This is a genomic window from Halopiger aswanensis, assembly GCF_003610195.1.
Lineage (GTDB): Archaea > Halobacteriota > Halobacteria > Halobacteriales > Natrialbaceae > Halopiger > Halopiger aswanensis.
The window spans coordinates 100,276-116,593 of sequence record NZ_RAPO01000005.1 but is presented as its reverse complement, the minus strand read 5'-3'; the positions used below and the strand labels follow the sequence as shown (position 1 = coordinate 116,593).

Here is a 16,318-nt window from a genome sequence, read left to right as displayed (position 1 = left end):
TCGCCAGTAGACTCACATGCTCTGGCTATTATCCCCGAATATGAACTCTATTCAAAGCGAATCTGTTCGAGTCTCTAGCGAACAACGACAGACCGTCGACGGGTCCGAACTCAGGAAAGAACTCGGCATCGATCGTTCGGAGATTCGATGGCGAAAATCCTTCACGGATTTCACGAGCGACGATATCGCCGCGCTCGCCGAATTGGACGAGCTGATCGAATCCGAGGCGCCGGCGCTGACGGATGAGTTAGAACGGCACATTCACGATCACGAAGAAGCGCTCGTGTTTCTCGATCGCTCCACGAAATCGTTTGATCAACTCAAGCAGGCCCACACGTCATATCTGACCGATCTCGGGAGCGGTTCGTACGACAAGGAGTACTTCAATCAGCGTGCACGGATCGGCCAAATTCACAATATGCTCGGGCTCGGTCCGAAAATCTATCTCGGAGCATACAGCGTCTATTTCGGCGGGTTAGTCGACGCAATTGGGAAGCGAATGAAAGAACGAACCGAAGAGGGCGCGCTAACCCCGGATGAGCTTATCGACCAGACGGTAGAGTACGTGATGGCCCTGTTCAAAATCATAAATATTGACCAGCAGGTGGTGATGGACACGTACATTCATGCTGCGAACGAGAATCTGAAGGAGGAACTCGATCGACAGAGACGAGTCGCTTCAGAAGTCGACGACCTGGTCACTGAAAGTCAAAAGATGGCCGAAAATGTTGCAGAACGATCGGCCGAGATCCATACACTCTCCGATAGACAGACCGAGAATATCGCTAGCGTCGCCGAAGAAGTCTCGAATATGAGTGCGACTGTAGAGGAGATCGCAGCAACTGCGGACGACGTCGCAGCGACGAGCCAAAATGCCGAGGAACTTGCAAGCGACGGTCAGGAGGCCGCAACAAGAGCTATCGACGCGATGGAGACAGTCGATCGGTCCACTCGAGACGTTGCCGCTGACGTTGACCAATTACGCGAACGCGTTGACGAAATCGACGAGGTAGTCGAAGTAATCTCAGATATTGCGGATCAAACGAATCTATTGGCTTTGAACGCCTCTATCGAGGCTGCCCACGCCGACGAGAGTGGCGATGGATTCGCTGTCGTCGCGAACGAAGTCAAGTCTCTCGCCGAAGAGTCGCAAGACAATGCCAAACAAATCGAAAAAACGGTCGATGCGATCAAAGCAGAGACGGAAGAGACCGTTGAGAGTCTCGACGAGATGACGACTAACGTATCGCAAGGAATAGATCGAGTCGAAGACGCGATGGCAAAGCTACAGGATATCGTCGAGACGGTCGAAGAAGCGTCCGAGGGAATTCAGGAGGTCTCGGATGCAACCGACGATCAAGCTGCATCAACCGAAGAAGTTGCCAGCATGATCGACGAATTAGTGGAGCAAACTGAGGAGGTTGCCCAAGAAATCGAAAGCATTTCTGATTCGAATGGTGAGCAGGAGGAGAAAATCGACGAGATTTATCAGACAGTGCAAAGCCTTACTGAGTGACGCATTCTCTGGTGCGGTGATGGCGAAGAGTGCGAAGAGCGTCAGAACGGGGCTTCGGATCCCGTTTCCTCCCTGCTCGAGTGGTTACTTGCCTCGAGTTCGGCCCCGCTCGCGTCAGCCTTACCGATTAACACCCGGAACTCGCCCGGCTCTCGCTTGCGATACTCCCATCGGAATTCGGGCCCAGCTTCGGCCTCGAACTGGTGGTACAGCGGCTTCGGGTCGTGGTCGTTCACCAGTACGAATCCCTCGCCACCCGCCAACTCGGCGTATGCGTCGAAGATCCGTTCGTGCCGTTGGGCGGGCGGGAGATCTCGAACGTCGAGTTCGGCGGTCGTCTCGAGCGATTCCCCGTCGACCGCCGCGTCGTTCGCATCGGTTTCGATACCGCTCGAGGCGTCACCGTCGGCGTCGCTTCGTTTCGTGATGTGAACGCGGCACCGACCCGGTTCCTGGTCGACGATTTCCCAGTCGAACGTGTCGCCGTACTGCTGGCGGAACTCCTGGCGGAGCGGCCGGGGCTCGTGCGGGGCGATCAGTTCCATCGTTCCGCCGTCGGGGAGCATTCCGTACCGGTGGTGGATCGTCGGGTGGCGCTCCTGTTTCGGGATCTTCCGAACGTCGTACCGAGTAACGACGTCCTCTCCGTCGGCCTCCGATGCGGCCGTCTTTTCGATTTCGACCCGCCATTCGCCGTCGCCTTCGCTGGCGTACTCCCAGCCGACGACGTCCCCGTACATCGAGCGGAGTTCGTGGTACAGCGGCTTGGGGTCGTGATCGTTCACGAGGACGAACCCCTCGCCGGCCTCGAGCGTGTCGAAAATCTCGAGAAGTGCTTCGTGACGACGCTGGGGTTTTAGATCCCGGACGTCGATCGTTCCAAACTCACCCTCGAGCGGCTCTCCCACCGTCAGCCGGAGTTCTCGCGGTTCTGCGTCCGGATGCTCGTACTCCCACTCGAGGGCGCGATCGTGTTCGATCTGATACCGAACGAGGTATGGATCGATATCCTCCTTGGCGACGATTGCGAAGACATCGCCGGTTTCTGCATCGGTCAACGTCTCAAAAAGTCGGGTCCGGTACTCGTCATTGGGCTGCCCTCGCAGGTTGAGCTCGGTCGTCATCGTCGTAGTGGATACTACTTGGCGGACGGGAAGCCCCCTGTGCCGAATATATTCGTAGCGTGAAGTTATTGGGTTCGGGGTCGTCGACAAGGTCTGTCCGAATCGATCTACAATCGGTGTCCGAACTAGACCGCGATGACAGCCACAACGGCCACGGTCTTAACCAACCTTCGTCGAGAGAACCTCCTGATACGCATCAAGTGTTCGTTCGATGTCGTCCTCGGTGTGAGCGTAGCTGACGAACTGACTCTCGAACTGGTTGGGCGTGAGCAATACGCCGCGATCGGCCAGCGCCGGCCAGAAGGTTCGCTTCCACCGATCGGTCTCGCCGGCGCGGACGTCGGCCCCGGTTTTCGGACACAGCTCGAAGCGCGGGCATTCCGGCCGCTGCTTGCAGCCCGCCCGGCAGTGACCGTCCATCGTGTCGGGTGCGTCTCGAGTGAACAGTATCTTGAACATTGAGTCGATACCGGTAACAGTGTATTCGGGGGTGTGTTCCTCGACGAGATCCTGTAGTCCGGACCGAAGTTGTCTCCCGAGTTCGTTGACGTGCGAATAAACGTCGTGCTCTCTCGCGAACCGAAGCGTCTCGAGGCCGGCGACCATCGTCACCGGGTGGCCGTTGAAGGTCCCTGATTCGAAGACATCGCCCGTTGGAGCGAACGCCTGCATGATTTCGGCGCGGCCGCCGATCGCACCGACTGGGAAACCACCGCCGATGATCTTCGCGAACGTCGTGAGGTCCGGTTCGATGCCGTATTTCCCCTGGGCGCACTGTAGCCCGCCGACCCGGAAGCCGGTGATCACCTCATCGAAGATGAGCAGCGATCCGTGTTCGTCACAGAGGTCCCTGAGGGTCTCGTGATAGCCTTCGACCGGGAGAACGATCCCGCAGTTGCCAAGCAACGGTTCGGTCAGGACGGCTGCGATCTCCGACCCGTGGCGCTCGAAGACATCGCGAATCACGTCCTCGTCGTTGAACGGTACTGGGATCGTCTCCGCGGCGAAAGCGTCCGGAACGCCCGCGCTGCCCGGCTTTCGGTCGTCGACGTTACCGTCGACGAGAAAGGACTCGTGGCCGCCGTGGTAGCCACTCTGCATGACGACGATCTTGTCTCGGCCCGTGTACCCGCGTGCAAGGCGTGCGGCCGCGGCGGTTGCTTCGGTCCCGGAGTTAACGAATCGGAGCCGTTCGACGCTCTCGACGTGGTCGATGATGAATTCTGCGAGTTCGACCTCGACGTCGGTCGGGACGCCGTACATCGGTCCATCGGCGACCGCCTCCGAAACCCCCTCGCGGACGGGTTCGGGGAGATCGTGACCGAACAAGAGCGGACCGTATCCCATAATGTAGTCGCAGTACCGATTTCCGTCAACGTCGACGAGTTCGGCTCCGTCGCCACGGTCGACGAACGATGGCGTCGGCCTCGGTTCGGCCCGTACCGGCGAGTTGACGCCACCGACGAGGGACTCAAGGGCGCGGTCGTAGAGTTTGTACGAGGAACTGTGACACTCTCTTACCATCGAATGAAGTTCACCGATAGCTACAGATTACAACTAGCTGAAGTAATTTATATATTCTGTTATGTAAAGATTTACTCTATCTATATTAAACTAGAATAAAATCCCGGGCAGGAAACAGTTCATCTGGTCTCGGCAGATTTCGAACCAGTGGTGATTGGAGCGATCCTCGGTTCCGATAGCGACCCAAGGACTACGTGAATGCATTGCCAAACATATTCCCTCGGTTCCCGCCAGATAAGAACGAGCGAGACCCGCTATTCGACGGGAATTCATATACCCATTTATGGACGAGCCGATCAGGTCACCCGAAACGGGTATCTCGCGCCGGAAGCTTCTTCTGGCAACCAGTGCGACGGGTATCTCCGCGTTCGCAGGCTGTTCCGCGGATTCCATACCGCCAAATTCCGAATCGGAAACCGGGAATTCGGGAACACCGGAGCCGACGACCGTGGCGGCCCACTCGTCGCCGGACCTCGAGAAGTGGGTCGACGAGGTGCCGCGTTCGGGGGTGGCGGAGCCGACCGGGACGAAAGACGGCCATCCCTATTACGAGATCGAAATGCGCGAGGTTGAGCAGCAACTCCACAGCGATCTGCCGGCGACGACCGTCTTGGGATACGATGGACAGTTCCCCGGTCCGACGATCGAGGCTGAACGGGGCGAGCCGATATACGTGCGGTGGCAGAACGACCTGCCGGACGAACACCTCCTGCCCGTTGATACGACGGTGCACGAGGAAATGATTCCGTACGATATTGACGGAATTCGAACCGTCACGCACCTCCACGGCGGAAACGTCGAAGCCGCGAGCGACGGCCACGCACAGGCGTGGTTCACTCGCGACTTCGCAGAAACGGGCCCGAAGTTCGAGCAAAAGGACTACTACTACGTCAACGATCAGCCACCGGCGACCCTGTGGTATCACGACCACGCAATCGGGATCACCCGGTTGAACGTCTACGCCGGACTCGCCGGCTTCTACCTTCTTCGAGACGACCACGAGCGGGAACTCGGACTGCCCGCCAGCGAATACGAGATTCCGCTTGTACTGCAGGATCGGAGCATCAATGAGGACGGGGCGCTATTCTACCCGTCGGCAGTATCCGGAGACCGAGGCGGGGACGATTCGTATCCTGAACCGAGTATCGTCCCCGAGTTCTACGGGGATATCCCGGTAGTCAACGGGAAAGCCTGGCCCCGGCTCTCCGTCGAGCCCAGACCGTACCGGTTCCGGCTACTAAATGGATCCAATAGTCGGTATTATACCCTCGAGTTGCGCGAGTACGACGAATCTGCGAGCGAGACGGGCGACGATGGCCCGTCGTTCGTTCAGATCGGGAACGACGGCGGTCTCCTCGCGAACCCCGTCGAGATCGATGGCCGCCTCGAACTCGGAGCAGGTCAGCGTGCCGATATCGTCGTCGATTTCTCCGACTACGCCGGCGAGACGTTGCTCCTCCACAACGACGCGCCGTCGCTGTATCGTGGCTCGCAGGAGCACAGCGAGGAGACGAAGCCGCTCTCCGAGATCATGCTCGTTGATGTCGAAAACTCGGACCCCGTCGAGGATGCCGGGGAGATACCCGATGAATTGACAGATGTGCCAGAACTGCCCGTCGACGCGGCCGACCAACACAGACACCTCACGCTGGTCCCAAGCAGCGACGAGTACGGGCGGATGAAACACCTCCTCGGGAATCAGGACCAACCGTTAGGATATGCACTTGACGATCCCGTTACCGAGAAGCCAGAACTTGGAACGACCGAAATCTGGAGCATCGCCAACAATACCGCGATGTCCCACCCGATGCATCTCCACCTCGTCCACTTCCAGGTGGTCGGCCGGGAGCCGATGAGCGACTACGACCCAGAGGCTGACGGCATCGACCCGAACGCGCTCGAGTCGCCCGAGCCGTACGAGCTGGGCTGGAACGACGTCGTCACCGTCGATCCAGCGGAGGTGGTGCACGTAATCGCCCACTTCGGAGAGTACGAGGGGCTGTTCAACGATCAGACGGGCGAGTACATGTGGCACTGCCACATGATCGAGCACGAAGATTACGACATGATGCGTCCGTTCGAGGTGTTACCGAACACCGCCGACGAGACGAGCGACGATACCGACGAATGACGGGACAACCAGTCTGACGCCTCCGCTGAAACGCGGTGGACGGTGGCGACGTCCCCACCAACAATCTAAACCGGTGACCGTCAGAGGTTTGCAAGCGCCTGCTCGAGGTCGGTACGGAGGTCATCGACAGACTCGATACCGACAGGAATCCGAACGAGCGACTCCGAGATCCCGGCCGCCTCCCGCTCGGCGTCGGAGAGGTACGACGCTGACATCGTCGCGGGATGGTCGACGAGCGATTCAGTACCGCCGAGGCTCACGGCGAGCGTGAACACATCGAGTTCCTCGAGGACAGCCCGCGTTTCGGCTTCCGATGCGTCGAGTTCGAACGAGACGATTCCGCCGAACCCGTCCATCTGTGCCTCGGCGAGGGCGTGTTGGGGGTGTAACTCGAGTCCCGGATAACGGACGCGACGGACGACTGGGTGATCGGCGAGGAATTCCGCGATACGGCGTGCATTCGCCTCGTGTCGGTCCATCCGAAGCGGAAGTGTCCGGAGACCGCGAAGCGTGAGATAACAGTCGAACGGCGACAGCGTCCCGCCGAGTTCGTACGCCCGGACGTGATCTATCGCGGTCTCGATCGCGTCGTCGTTCGTGAGGACGACGCCGCCCATCGAGTCGCTGTGACCGTTGATGTACTTCGTCGTACTGTGGACGACGACGTCGGCGCCGAACTCGAGCGGGCGCTGGAAGTACGGCGTCGAAAAGGTGTTATCGACGACAAACGTGGCGTCTTCGGCCGCAGCAATTTCGCCGATCGCAGCGAGGTCGCAGAGCCGTAACAGTGGATTCGTTGGGGACTCCATCCAGACGAGCGCGGTGTCGTCGGTGACGGCGTCGGCGACTGCATCGGTATCCGTCGCGTCCACGTACTCAACGGTCGCCCCGAGTGAATCGACGACCAGATCCTCGAAGAGGAGTCGCGTCCCGCCGTAGATCCCGTCGAACGCCACTACGCGGTCGCCGGGTTCGAGCACCGCGAGACACGTCGCCGCGATCGCCGCGGTGCCGGACGCACAGGCGGTCGCGTGCGCCGCGCCGGCGAGTTTCGCGAGTCGACTCTCGAGGACGTCTCGGGTCGGGTTCCCGAACCGGGTATACTTGTACCCATGGTCGGCGGTACCCGGGCGGTCCATCTCGTGTGTCGACGCGAGGTGGATCGGCGGGACGACGTCGCCGGTTACCGATGCGCCGGAACCGTCCTCGTCGAATCGGGTGACGAGGGTGTCGAATCCATAATCTTCCTCGGACATTTCGGTGGCGTTACGTCACACTACAGTCACAAGGATGGATCGGTCTCGAGTATTGCCTACTGATACCCACTGGTCGAACGACTCCCTTGAAAGGCATGACGCAGTACCGTCAGTGACAGCGAGTACCGTCCTCGAGAAAGGGATAAAGAAGGACCCCGATATCTTCCCCTCAACCCCTATCCGTCTGTACGGCTGAGCGTCGAGTATGAGTGACCGAGAAACAGGGTTCGGACAACGCCGGCCGGACCGGACTTCGATCGCCGGATCGTACGATCTCGTGATCGTCGGGGGCGGTATTGCCGGTGCCGGCGTCGCGCGAGACGCGGCCATGCGCGGCATCGATACCCTCCTCGTCGAACAGGCTGACTTCGGGTCCGGGACGACGGCCGGATCGACCAGGCTGGCCCATGGCGGACTCCGATACTTGGAGCAGTACGACTTCTCGCTCGTCTTTGAGAGCCTGCAGGAGCGGGAGACACTCGCCGAAATCGCGCCACACCTCGTCGATCCACTGACGTTCCTCATTCCCCAATACGACGAGAGCCGCCTCGCTCGGCTGAAGCTCCGCCTCGGGATGATTCTCTACGACGCCCTCTCCTACGGCAAGTCCATGCCGAATCACCGATATCTCTCGCCTGAGGCGCTTCAGGACCTCGAACCGGCGATCCCGACGGACGGACTTCAGGGCGGATTCGCCTACCACGACCGGCAGATCGAGTTCGTCGAACGACTCTGTCTCGAGAACGTCATTGACGCCGCGAACCACGGAGCGACGGTGCTGAACCACGCAGCGGTAACTGATCTGTGCGTCGAGAACGGATCGGTCGTGGGCGTCAGGATCGACGACGAACTTTCCGGGGAATCGATCGACGTCGAGGGCGACGCCATTATTAACGCGGCCGGTCCGTGGATCGACGATGTGCTCGGGGGCTACGCCGACGAACAGTTCGTCTACCCGGCCAAGGGGATCCACCTCGTCGTCCCGAAGCTGACTGACCACGCGCTGACGCTGCCGACGACTGACGACCGCATCGTCTTCGTCGTTCCGTGGAACGGCTTCTCGCTGGTCGGCACGACCGACACGGAGTTCGACGGGGATCCCGCCGACGCGGCTGCGACCGACGCCGACGTCGACTACCTGCTCAAGGAGGTCGGGCGGTACTTCCCCGACCTCTCGAAAGGCGACGTACTGTACTCCTACGCCGGCGTACGACCGCTCTATGATTCCGGCTCGACTGGCCGGGCGTCCGACGTCTCCCGAGAGCACCGCGTCATCGACCACAGGGACGATATCAGCGGACTCTTCTCGCTTGTCGGGGTCAAGATCACGCCGTACCGTCACGCCGCGGAGGAAGCGACCGATATGGTCGCCGAGTACCTCGGCGTCGAACGCTCCTGTCGGACTGCGACGGAGCCGCTTCCAGGCGGATGGGGGCACCGTTCAAGCGGCGGAAGCCTCCCGCAGTCGGTCGTCGAACACCTGCAGAAGCTGTACGGTTCTCGCGCCGATGTGGTCGTCGACCGAGCAGAACACGACGAGCGGCTCGCGGAGCCACTCTGTGAACACACGTACGACGTCCTCGCACAGGTGACCGTCGCGGTCGAGGAGGAGTACGCGCGGCGCCTGACGGATGTCGTGTTCCGCCGGTGTACCGTCGGGTACGAATCGTGTCAGGGTCTCGATGCCGTCGAGACGATCGCTGATCACATGGCCGAACTCCTCGAGTGGGACGACCGGCGGAAAGAGGCCGAACTTGAGTGGTACGAGCGCGTGCTCGAGCGTCGTACAGTCAACGCCGAACAGGGTGGACTGAAGCGATTCGATACTTGACATCCTCCTTCGCGTGAACGTGGAGTCACTTCCACGAGTGATGTCGCCACCTACTGGACGGGAACTTGAGTCGTATTAACACTGGAACAAATGTATTCGACACCTCGCTTTTGAGCGACAACCGCGTACGTGAATCACGTATGCCAACGATCCGATCCCTCTCAGAACTGGAGCAAACACCGCACGCGAACGTCTTCCCGACGTCGGAGCCAAAGACGATCCGACTGGAACTTAAGGCAGACGAGGCAGTCGATCGCCACTCGCACCCGGGCCGCGACATCGTCTTCTGTCTGCTCGAGGGCGAAATCGAACTGAAACTCGACGGTGACACCCACGAAGTCACCGCGGGTGACATCGCCCGCTTCGACGGCGATCAGGACATCGCACCCCGTGCTCTCGAGCCGAGTACGGCACTCATCGTGCTGGCTCAGCAGGAGTCCGCGTAGCTCTCTCGCGTGGGGCAAAACGAGTCGAGGGCGCGGCCTTCGGTCCCCTCGTCGGTCGCATGGAACACCAACTACAACGAGACGCGGCTTCCCACCATACCATGACAGATTCAAGCGACTTTCAGGAAGCGGAGTACGTCGCAATCATCGACCAGGACGAGGTGACCGACGAGGTCAGAGACATTGCGGTCAAGTACGACCCGCTCAACCGTTCGGGACGCGAAGGGTTCCACGTCACCGAGGACGGAGAGTTACACATCGACGACGCTCTCGTCATGGGCGAGCACAAGCTCATCGAGAAGAAGATCCCCAACGACGCGATCCGGATTGTACCGCTTCCCGCCGAAACCGGCCAACTCGTCCACCAGTACGGCGACAACGGGTTCCGGCTCTACGAACTACCGATGCCCGAAGACGGAACCGTAATCGGGCTGCTCGGACGTAACGGGATCGGAAAGAGTACGGCGCTGCGAATCCTCGCCGGGAAGACGGTTCCGAACTTCGGACACGAGGATAACCCTGACTGGGACCGGGCAATCGACGCATTTCGCGGTACAGTGCTCCAGACGCACCTCGAACAGCTCCGCGACGGTGAAGTGACGACGGCGACGAAGCGCCAACGAGTCGAGCGGCTTGCGGACGAAGCGGCTGCGGATGAGACGGTGCGAGAGCGGTTGGCCGCACACCCAAACGAAACCGATGACCTCGCGGCGGATCTCGACCTGACGCCGCTTCTCGATCGTCAGATCGAAACTCTCTCGGGCGGCGAGCGACAGCGCCTCGAGATCGCAACGACGTTGGCGACCGACGCCGACCTCTACCTGTTCGACGAACCTTCGTCGTTTTTAGACGTCGAGCGTCGATTGATGGTTGCCCGGACGATCCGCGACCGAATTACCGAAGCAAGTGCTTCGGCGGTAGTCGTCGAACACGACCTCGCAACCCTCGATCTTATCGCCGACGGAATTCACGTCACCTACGGAGAGCCTGGGAATTTCGGCGTCGTCTCTCAGCGACTCGGCTCACGTGAGGGCATCAACCAGTTCCTCGAGGGACAGCTCCGACAGGAGAACGTCCAAATTCGGAGGAAATCGATCACGTTCCCGGGGCCGCGCGAGCGGTCGATCCCCAAGACGGAGGTGGTCCTCGAATACCCGGACCTCAAGGTTGGCTTCGAGGAGTTTTCGCTGACCGTCGAGGCCGGTGCCATCCACGAGGGTGAGTCGATCGGAATCGTCGGGGCGAACGCCCTCGGAAAAACGACGTTCGCGAAGTTGCTCGCAGGGCAACTCGAGTCCGATATCGGGACCATTCCCGACCACGCAACCGTCTCGTACAAACCGCAGTACGTCGTCCCGGACGGCGACGAGACGGTCAGAGAACGGTTCATTCGGGTTACCGACATCCGGTCGCAGGCCTTCGAGACGCGGGTCGCGGAGCCGTTCGACCTCGAGGAACTGTTCGATCGCCCGCTCTCTGCGCTCTCCGGCGGCGAACTTCAGCGGGTTGCGGTCGCGCTGTGTCTCGCTCGGGAGGCGGATCTCTACCTCCTAGACGAGCCGTCGGCGTTTCTCGACGTCGACCGCCGTGTCGCAGTCGCTGACCAGCTCCGGCGGTTCGCCCGCCAGCGCGACCGACCGCTGCTCGTGATCGACCACGACCTCTTTTTGATCAGTCGAGTGTCGGATCGACTGGTCGTCTTCGACGGTGAATCCGGGACATACGGGGAGGCGACCTCGCCACAGCCCATGCGTACGGGGATGAACGACTTCCTTTCCTCGCTGGGCGTGACGTTCCGCCGCGACGAGCGAACAGACCGGCCTCGAGTCAACAAGCCTGGAAGCCAACTCGACCGAAAGCAAAAGCGCGACGGGGAGTACTATTACACCGTGTGAATTTCGTACCCCTCGTCGACTAACCCAGCCACGTCCGGCGCGTGTTCAGTCCCTTCGATCTCGAACCCCTCGGCTTCGACGGCCTCCGCGACGCCCTTGAACGAGGCGCAATGATCGCAGACGCCCGCGATGAGAGCACGGTCTTTCGCACGGGTGTAGGCGTCCAGCGCGGGCTGGGGCCGCTCCTCGAGACCGTCGAACCAGTACGTGGCTTCCCCGTCGAAGTACACATCAACGTTGTGGCCAGCGTCGTCGAGCTGTATGGCGTAGGTCAGCGGGTTGGCGAACTTGCCGGGATACTCCGGATGGGACAGGAGTATGAATGCATGTTTCGACATGACACTCTAGAGAACGTGCGCCGGGCAGGTACCATGCGCCCCCAAGATGTTCACCGGGTCAGTTATATAGCAGATGCCAGTTGTCGACTGCGCCTAACCGTTGTTACTCTCGAGCGCATCTACCGAGGGTAGAAACTGATCTAGCCTTCTGATGGGCCATCGGGTAGACCCGCCACCTCGCCAACCGATACTTCGAGTGACGTCGAGCAGTTTGACGAGTTCCTCGACTACCTTGTTTCGGTTGGCTTCGCTGACGAGACACGAACTCCGTAACCGTCGACGTGAGTTTTTTGTGCGCCCCAAAGGGGTGCAGCGCGTTCTGAACTGATGCACTCGCTGTGAACTCGAGTCGATGAATTATGATGAGAGCCAGTGACTCGTCGGTCTTGTTTGAGGAAACCGACACGCGACACGAGGAGATGAACAGTACCATCGAAGCATGGATCGATGACCTCGTCGACAGCGTCGACGATGCGCAGGCCAGCGCGGAGTTCCAGGAGTGGCTCGAGGTCCAGAGTCGCTTCCACGACTATTCCCATCGGAATACGCTCCTGATCAAACTCCAGTATCCCGACGCGACTCGCGTTGCGGGCTACCGAACGTGGCAGGAAGAGTTCGACCATCACGTCCAGGAAGGCGAACAGGCTATCTGGATCTGGGCACCGATCATCACCAAGCAGTGCCCGGAATGCGAGAATTCGCCCAGCTACCACGAGGACAGTGACTGCGACTACGACGAGACACCGCCTGAAGAGTGGTCAAGAGGGCTCGTCGGATTCAAGCCTGCTCCCGTATTCGACATCTCCCAAACCAAGGGGGAGCCACTTCCTGACCTCGAGACAGAAGCGACTGGGGACGCCGGCAATCTCGTTCCACAGCTGATCGACGCCGCTGACGAACTCGGCGTGACGGTTCGGATCCTTCCAGAGGAAGAGTGGGCCCACGGTGAGGCGAGGGGTGTCTGCAAGCAGCGCAGCCTCATTGATATGCAACCGCGCGTCGAGATTCGTGACCGAGAGAACAATGCCGATCTCGCCCGAACGCTGATCCATGAGTACGCCCATGCCTTGCTACACTTCGACGTCGACGACGAAACAGAACGGTCGAAACGCGAACTCGAGGCCGAGGCGGTCGCCTACGTCGTCGGGCGGTACTGCGGGCTCGACACCAGCGGGTCAGCGTTCTACCTCGCTGCGTGGGAGTCGGACGATCCCGAGGTCGTCCGCGAGCGCCTCGAACGGATTAGTCGAACGGCGGAGGAGCTCATCGACGTTCTCGAGGACGGATCCTCGTCCTAACTCAGTTAACCAACGAGGTGATGGGTTCCTTCCGATCTGTTGGTTAAGTTTTTCTGCGCCCGTTGAGGGGCCGAGGCACATCTTCGTCGATTGATGACTGACCGCTGTCTCACGACGGTCCTTGAGAAAGCCGAACACGTTGCGGAGCAGCACGACCAGGTCAGTTAACACAGGCAGTCGCGGTCCCCCGCCGTCACGGGAGGTCTTCTGTCACGTTGACGAGGTCCTCCTCGGTCTGCCAGCGATAGAGGCGTCCCTCCCGGTCGAATAGCTCGAAGACGCCGTCCTGCATCCAGTCGAAGGGATGTTCTTCGTCCTCGTGCTCCCGCCTGAGGACGTGGCTCTTCGCGAAGAACTCCGTCGTGCCGACGAGGAGCCCCTGTTCGACGAGGAAGTCACTCGGTTCTTTTTCGGCAACGCCGGCGAGGTAGGTCACTCTCGCTGTGGTCAAGCTTCGTCGCGAGCTTGGAGACCGTGTAACCGCGTTCGACGGCAGCGAGTACCTCGAGTTAGATCCTCCGGAGCACAGTGTAACATAGTACGAAACCTGTCTATAGGTCAGTTTCGAGTGGTGTTACAGATAGCAGAGACTGGATCACCACCACCGACTTAACCAACAAAATTATTGATCGGTGTCCCGTGTTGGTTAACACGAGGCAGTAGCTGATGTCCTACGAACCACCGACCCCGCCGACGGACATCCCGACGGATCTGGTCAACACCCTCAACGAGTCCACTCCCGAACGGCTCCAACATATTGCCCAATACGCCGAAGAGTTGGCTGAGTACAAAGAGCGCGAGACCCGCCTCGAGGAGGAGTCAGACGAGATCGACGTCGAGGAACGATCAGATGATCTCCCTGACGATGTTCCGGCGAAGGCTACGATCACGATCAAGGAAATCAACGACAACCGTTACTACTACTGGCAGTGGCGGGAGGGAAAGAAAATCCGATCCAAGTACAAAGGCCCTGTCAACTCGGACGATTAGAAGGACAGCTACTCTCGGTCCCCCCGTGTTCGAAGTGTAAACTAGTAGCTGGCCGGCAAAGCTTAGAACCCGATGGTCGTTTTCACATCGATGTCGGGGGGAGGGGTCACCCGATTACACTTCGATGGCGGGGTGTCGGCCGTACCGGTTACACTTCGATGAGGGGGAGAGAAAATTACTTATGTAAACTATATAATAAAATCGCAGGAAGGTGCGGAAATTCTCGTTACACATCGATGACGGGGAGACCCTCATTGGATATACTTCGGTGTCGGTTCCAACATGGGAATCAGAGATCAGCCGAATACCGAGTATAGATTGTCTAGACCGCATGGATAAACATCGAAGGAGGTGAATCTTTTTAACGCCTCGGCATACAGCAAGCGTATGGTCGGTAGTGATCAGGATGGGATGGACCAATCTACCCTCGAAGAAGGACCTCCTTCCAGAACTTCCTCGAGTGACGCAGAACACGTAGAAGCTGGTAGAGAAAATGGCGCAGAGGACGCGGTTTCCGGACAAGACCGAGGAGCGTCTAAAGGTAGTACTCAGCGATCGATTCGGGATATGCTGGACGACGAGGGGGAAACATCGGTTTTTGTCAACCGAGATCTCGTCGAGCCAGACACGATTATCGATGAGGAGCGAATCGTCGGCCGTGATGACCAACTCGAAGCTGTTGTCTCGTATCTGAAACCCACACTCCAAGGAAATCGTCCCCCGAATATGCTGCTCTACGGTCCTGCCGGAACGGGGAAATCACTCATCATCGGAGCGGTCACTCAACAGATCGTCGATCTCTGCCAATCCAAGGGCGAACGTTTCGGGGTTGTTGATATTAATTGCCAGCCGATCAACACTCTCGATCAAGCCGTCTTTGAACTCGTCCAAACCGTCGCAAACGACGTCGACGCAGAGGTCGGTGTCCCAGAAACCGGCGTGTCGACGAAGAAAAAATATCGACGCTTATACGAACTCATCAACGAGCACTACGACTCGGTTATTTTCATCCTGGACGAGATTGACCTCTTGGTTGGACGACGGGCAAACGACGAACCTGCCTACTCGAAACTGCTCTATCAGCTGTCGCGAGCGAGTAATACGAACGAAATCGAGGGGCAAGTATCGGTCGCGGCACTAACGAACGATCCCAAATTCATGGAAGATATCGATGGTCGTGCTGAGAGTTCGTTCAATCCCCGGGACGTCTACTTTCCAGATTATGACGCGAACCAGCTCCGTCAGATACTCGAGAACCGTCGCGATGCCTTCCGGCCTGATGCCTTGACTGACGACGTGATACCACTCGTATCGGCATTCGCAGCACAAAGCCACGGAGACGCACGAAAGGCGATCGACCTATTTCGCGGTGCTGGTGATCTCGCGGACGAACGTGGTGACGAGAAAGTCCGCGAAAAGCACGTCCGTGAGTCCCAAGAAGAAATCGACAAGGATCGCTCACTGAAGTTAATAGAGGGGTTGACAACCCAGAAAAAGATCTCCCTGTACGCGACCGCCTCCGTCGCCCACTTCTCCAATAGGTCTGGAAGTTCGGTTCCGAGTCCAGTCGGCTTCAAAGTTTATCAATGGGTTACCGACCAGATCGATGCTGACCAAATGACACGAGAGACCTACGTCAAGTACGTAAAAGAACTCTCCACGTATGGTCTCATCTCGACGGCTCGAAAGAGTCGAGGACGAGGTAGAGGAATGTATATGGAATTTACATTCACGAGTGATCCGGAAGCGATGATGAATCGGATCGTCGACGACACTCGTCTGGAAGCGATAGCTAACCAGGAAGACCTCCTTCAGTCAGTGGTCAGCGCTCAGCTAAGGGAGTTCCACAACCAGTAGGGCCACATCTTCGGAGGACTCTCTTGGAACACACCCCCCGTCATCGATGTGTAAACTCGAGTCCGGTTAGGAAGTGCCTCAATTTCCATTAGTAGCAGAATCGATATTGAGT

At 59.0% G+C, this 16,318-nt stretch carries 12 protein-coding genes and 2 pseudogenes; 8 read left to right on the top strand and 6 right to left on the bottom strand.

Annotated features, from left to right (window positions below; all coding sequences use genetic code 11):
* Positions 1–40 precede the first annotated feature (40 nt).
* Positions 41–1,516 (top strand): globin-coupled sensor protein, encoded by a 1,476-nt coding sequence (locus ATJ93_RS20965; protein ID WP_120246621.1) that lies wholly within the window; start codon positions 41–43, stop codon positions 1,514–1,516.
* Between the two features lie 41 nt (positions 1,517–1,557).
* Here ATJ93_RS20965 and ATJ93_RS20960 read toward each other — a convergent pair whose 3' ends face one another.
* Positions 1,558–2,640, bottom strand: a complete 1,083-nt coding sequence (locus tag ATJ93_RS20960; protein ID WP_120246620.1) for a DUF2249 domain-containing protein — start codon at positions 2,638–2,640, stop codon at positions 1,558–1,560.
* 159 nt (positions 2,641–2,799) lie between these two features.
* Entirely contained in the window at positions 2,800–4,164 is a 1,365-nt protein-coding gene (locus ATJ93_RS20955; protein ID WP_120246619.1) for a glutamate-1-semialdehyde 2,1-aminomutase, read from the bottom strand.
* A gap of 283 nt (positions 4,165–4,447) precedes the next feature.
* Here ATJ93_RS20955 and ATJ93_RS20950 point away from each other — a divergent pair, with 283 nt between their 5' ends.
* Positions 4,448–6,295: a multicopper oxidase family protein gene (locus tag ATJ93_RS20950; RefSeq protein WP_120246618.1), complete on the top strand. Its 1,848-nt coding sequence runs from the start codon at positions 4,448–4,450 to the stop codon at positions 6,293–6,295.
* Positions 6,296–6,375: 80 nt separating this feature from the next.
* Here the strand turns inward: ATJ93_RS20950 and ATJ93_RS20945 are convergent, their stop codons facing one another.
* Positions 6,376–7,551: a trans-sulfuration enzyme family protein gene (locus ATJ93_RS20945; protein ID WP_120246617.1), complete on the bottom strand. Its 1,176-nt coding sequence runs from the start codon at positions 7,549–7,551 to the stop codon at positions 6,376–6,378.
* Positions 7,552–7,756: 205 nt separating this feature from the next.
* Here ATJ93_RS20945 and glpD point away from each other — a divergent pair, with 205 nt between their 5' ends.
* The 3 genes from glpD (at position 7,757) to ATJ93_RS20930 (ending at position 11,723) form a co-directional block, all read left to right on the top strand.
* The gene (glpD, locus tag ATJ93_RS20940; RefSeq protein WP_120246616.1) at positions 7,757–9,382 is read left to right on the top strand and encodes a glycerol-3-phosphate dehydrogenase; all 1,626 of its coding nucleotides are present in this window, start codon (positions 7,757–7,759) and stop codon (positions 9,380–9,382) included.
* Positions 9,383–9,522: 140 nt separating this feature from the next.
* A complete protein-coding gene (locus ATJ93_RS20935) occupies positions 9,523–9,828 on the top strand; it encodes a cupin domain-containing protein (RefSeq protein ID WP_120246615.1) in 306 nt (101 codons plus the stop codon).
* Positions 9,829–9,929: 101 nt separating this feature from the next.
* Positions 9,930–11,723, top strand: coding sequence for a ribosome biogenesis/translation initiation ATPase RLI (locus tag ATJ93_RS20930; RefSeq protein ID WP_120246614.1), 1,794 nt, complete (start codon positions 9,930–9,932; stop codon positions 11,721–11,723).
* Here the strand turns inward: ATJ93_RS20930 and ATJ93_RS20925 are convergent.
* Positions 11,711–12,061, bottom strand: coding sequence for a hypothetical protein (locus ATJ93_RS20925; protein WP_120246613.1), 351 nt, complete (start codon positions 12,059–12,061; stop codon positions 11,711–11,713). The genes ATJ93_RS20930 and ATJ93_RS20925 overlap by 13 nt on opposite strands.
* Positions 12,062–12,420: 359 nt before the next feature.
* Here ATJ93_RS20925 and ATJ93_RS20915 point away from each other — a divergent pair, with 359 nt between their 5' ends.
* A complete protein-coding gene (locus tag ATJ93_RS20915) occupies positions 12,421–13,359 on the top strand; it encodes a M78 family metallopeptidase domain-containing protein (RefSeq protein ID WP_120246612.1) in 939 nt (312 codons plus the stop codon).
* A gap of 193 nt (positions 13,360–13,552) precedes the next feature.
* Here ATJ93_RS20915 and ATJ93_RS20910 read toward each other — a convergent pair.
* Together ATJ93_RS20910 and ATJ93_RS24700 are read right to left on the bottom strand one after the other, a co-directional pair.
* Positions 13,553–13,795: pseudogene (locus ATJ93_RS20910) on the bottom strand (hypothetical protein); the annotation flags it as partial.
* A pseudogene (locus ATJ93_RS24700) lies at positions 13,782–13,868 on the bottom strand (transcriptional regulator TrmB); the annotation flags it as partial. The pseudogenes ATJ93_RS20910 and ATJ93_RS24700, both read right to left, overlap by 14 nt.
* Positions 13,869–14,025: 157 nt before the next feature.
* On the opposite strand from ATJ93_RS24700, the gene ATJ93_RS20905 reads away from it, so the two are divergent.
* Together ATJ93_RS20905 and ATJ93_RS20900 are read left to right on the top strand one after the other, a co-directional pair.
* Positions 14,026–14,349 (top strand): hypothetical protein, encoded by a 324-nt coding sequence (locus ATJ93_RS20905; protein ID WP_120246611.1) that lies wholly within the window; start codon positions 14,026–14,028, stop codon positions 14,347–14,349.
* 567 nt (positions 14,350–14,916) lie between these two features.
* Positions 14,917–16,206 carry an orc1/cdc6 family replication initiation protein gene (locus tag ATJ93_RS20900; protein WP_211334113.1) on the top strand — a complete coding sequence of 430 codons (1,290 nt, stop codon included), beginning with the start codon at positions 14,917–14,919 and terminating at the stop codon, positions 16,204–16,206.
* Positions 16,207–16,318 lie beyond the last annotated feature (112 nt).

What these genes read in the sequence shown, in the direction of transcription:
- ATJ93_RS20960 (WP_120246620.1), bottom strand. Translation starts at nt 2,640, where the DNA reads ATGACGACCGAGCTCAACCTGCGAGGGCAGCCCAATGACGAGTACCGG.
- ATJ93_RS20945 (WP_120246617.1), bottom strand. Translation starts at nt 7,551, where the DNA reads ATGTCCGAGGAAGATTATGGATTCGACACCCTCGTCACCCGATTCGAC.
- ATJ93_RS20955 (WP_120246619.1), bottom strand. Translation starts at nt 4,164, where the DNA reads ATGGTAAGAGAGTGTCACAGTTCCTCGTACAAACTCTACGACCGCGCC.
- ATJ93_RS20950 (WP_120246618.1), top strand. Translation starts at nt 4,448, where the DNA reads ATGGACGAGCCGATCAGGTCACCCGAAACGGGTATCTCGCGCCGGAAG.
- ATJ93_RS20935 (WP_120246615.1), top strand. Translation starts at nt 9,523, where the DNA reads ATGCCAACGATCCGATCCCTCTCAGAACTGGAGCAAACACCGCACGCG.
- ATJ93_RS20900 (WP_211334113.1), top strand. Translation starts at nt 14,917, where the DNA reads ATGCTGGACGACGAGGGGGAAACATCGGTTTTTGTCAACCGAGATCTC.
- glpD (WP_120246616.1), top strand. Translation starts at nt 7,757, where the DNA reads ATGAGTGACCGAGAAACAGGGTTCGGACAACGCCGGCCGGACCGGACT.
- ATJ93_RS20930 (WP_120246614.1), top strand. Translation starts at nt 9,930, where the DNA reads ATGACAGATTCAAGCGACTTTCAGGAAGCGGAGTACGTCGCAATCATC.
- ATJ93_RS20965 (WP_120246621.1), top strand. Translation starts at nt 41, where the DNA reads ATGAACTCTATTCAAAGCGAATCTGTTCGAGTCTCTAGCGAACAACGA.
- ATJ93_RS20905 (WP_120246611.1), top strand. Translation starts at nt 14,026, where the DNA reads ATGTCCTACGAACCACCGACCCCGCCGACGGACATCCCGACGGATCTG.
- ATJ93_RS20915 (WP_120246612.1), top strand. Translation starts at nt 12,421, where the DNA reads ATGATGAGAGCCAGTGACTCGTCGGTCTTGTTTGAGGAAACCGACACG.
- ATJ93_RS20925 (WP_120246613.1), bottom strand. Translation starts at nt 12,061, where the DNA reads ATGTCGAAACATGCATTCATACTCCTGTCCCATCCGGAGTATCCCGGC.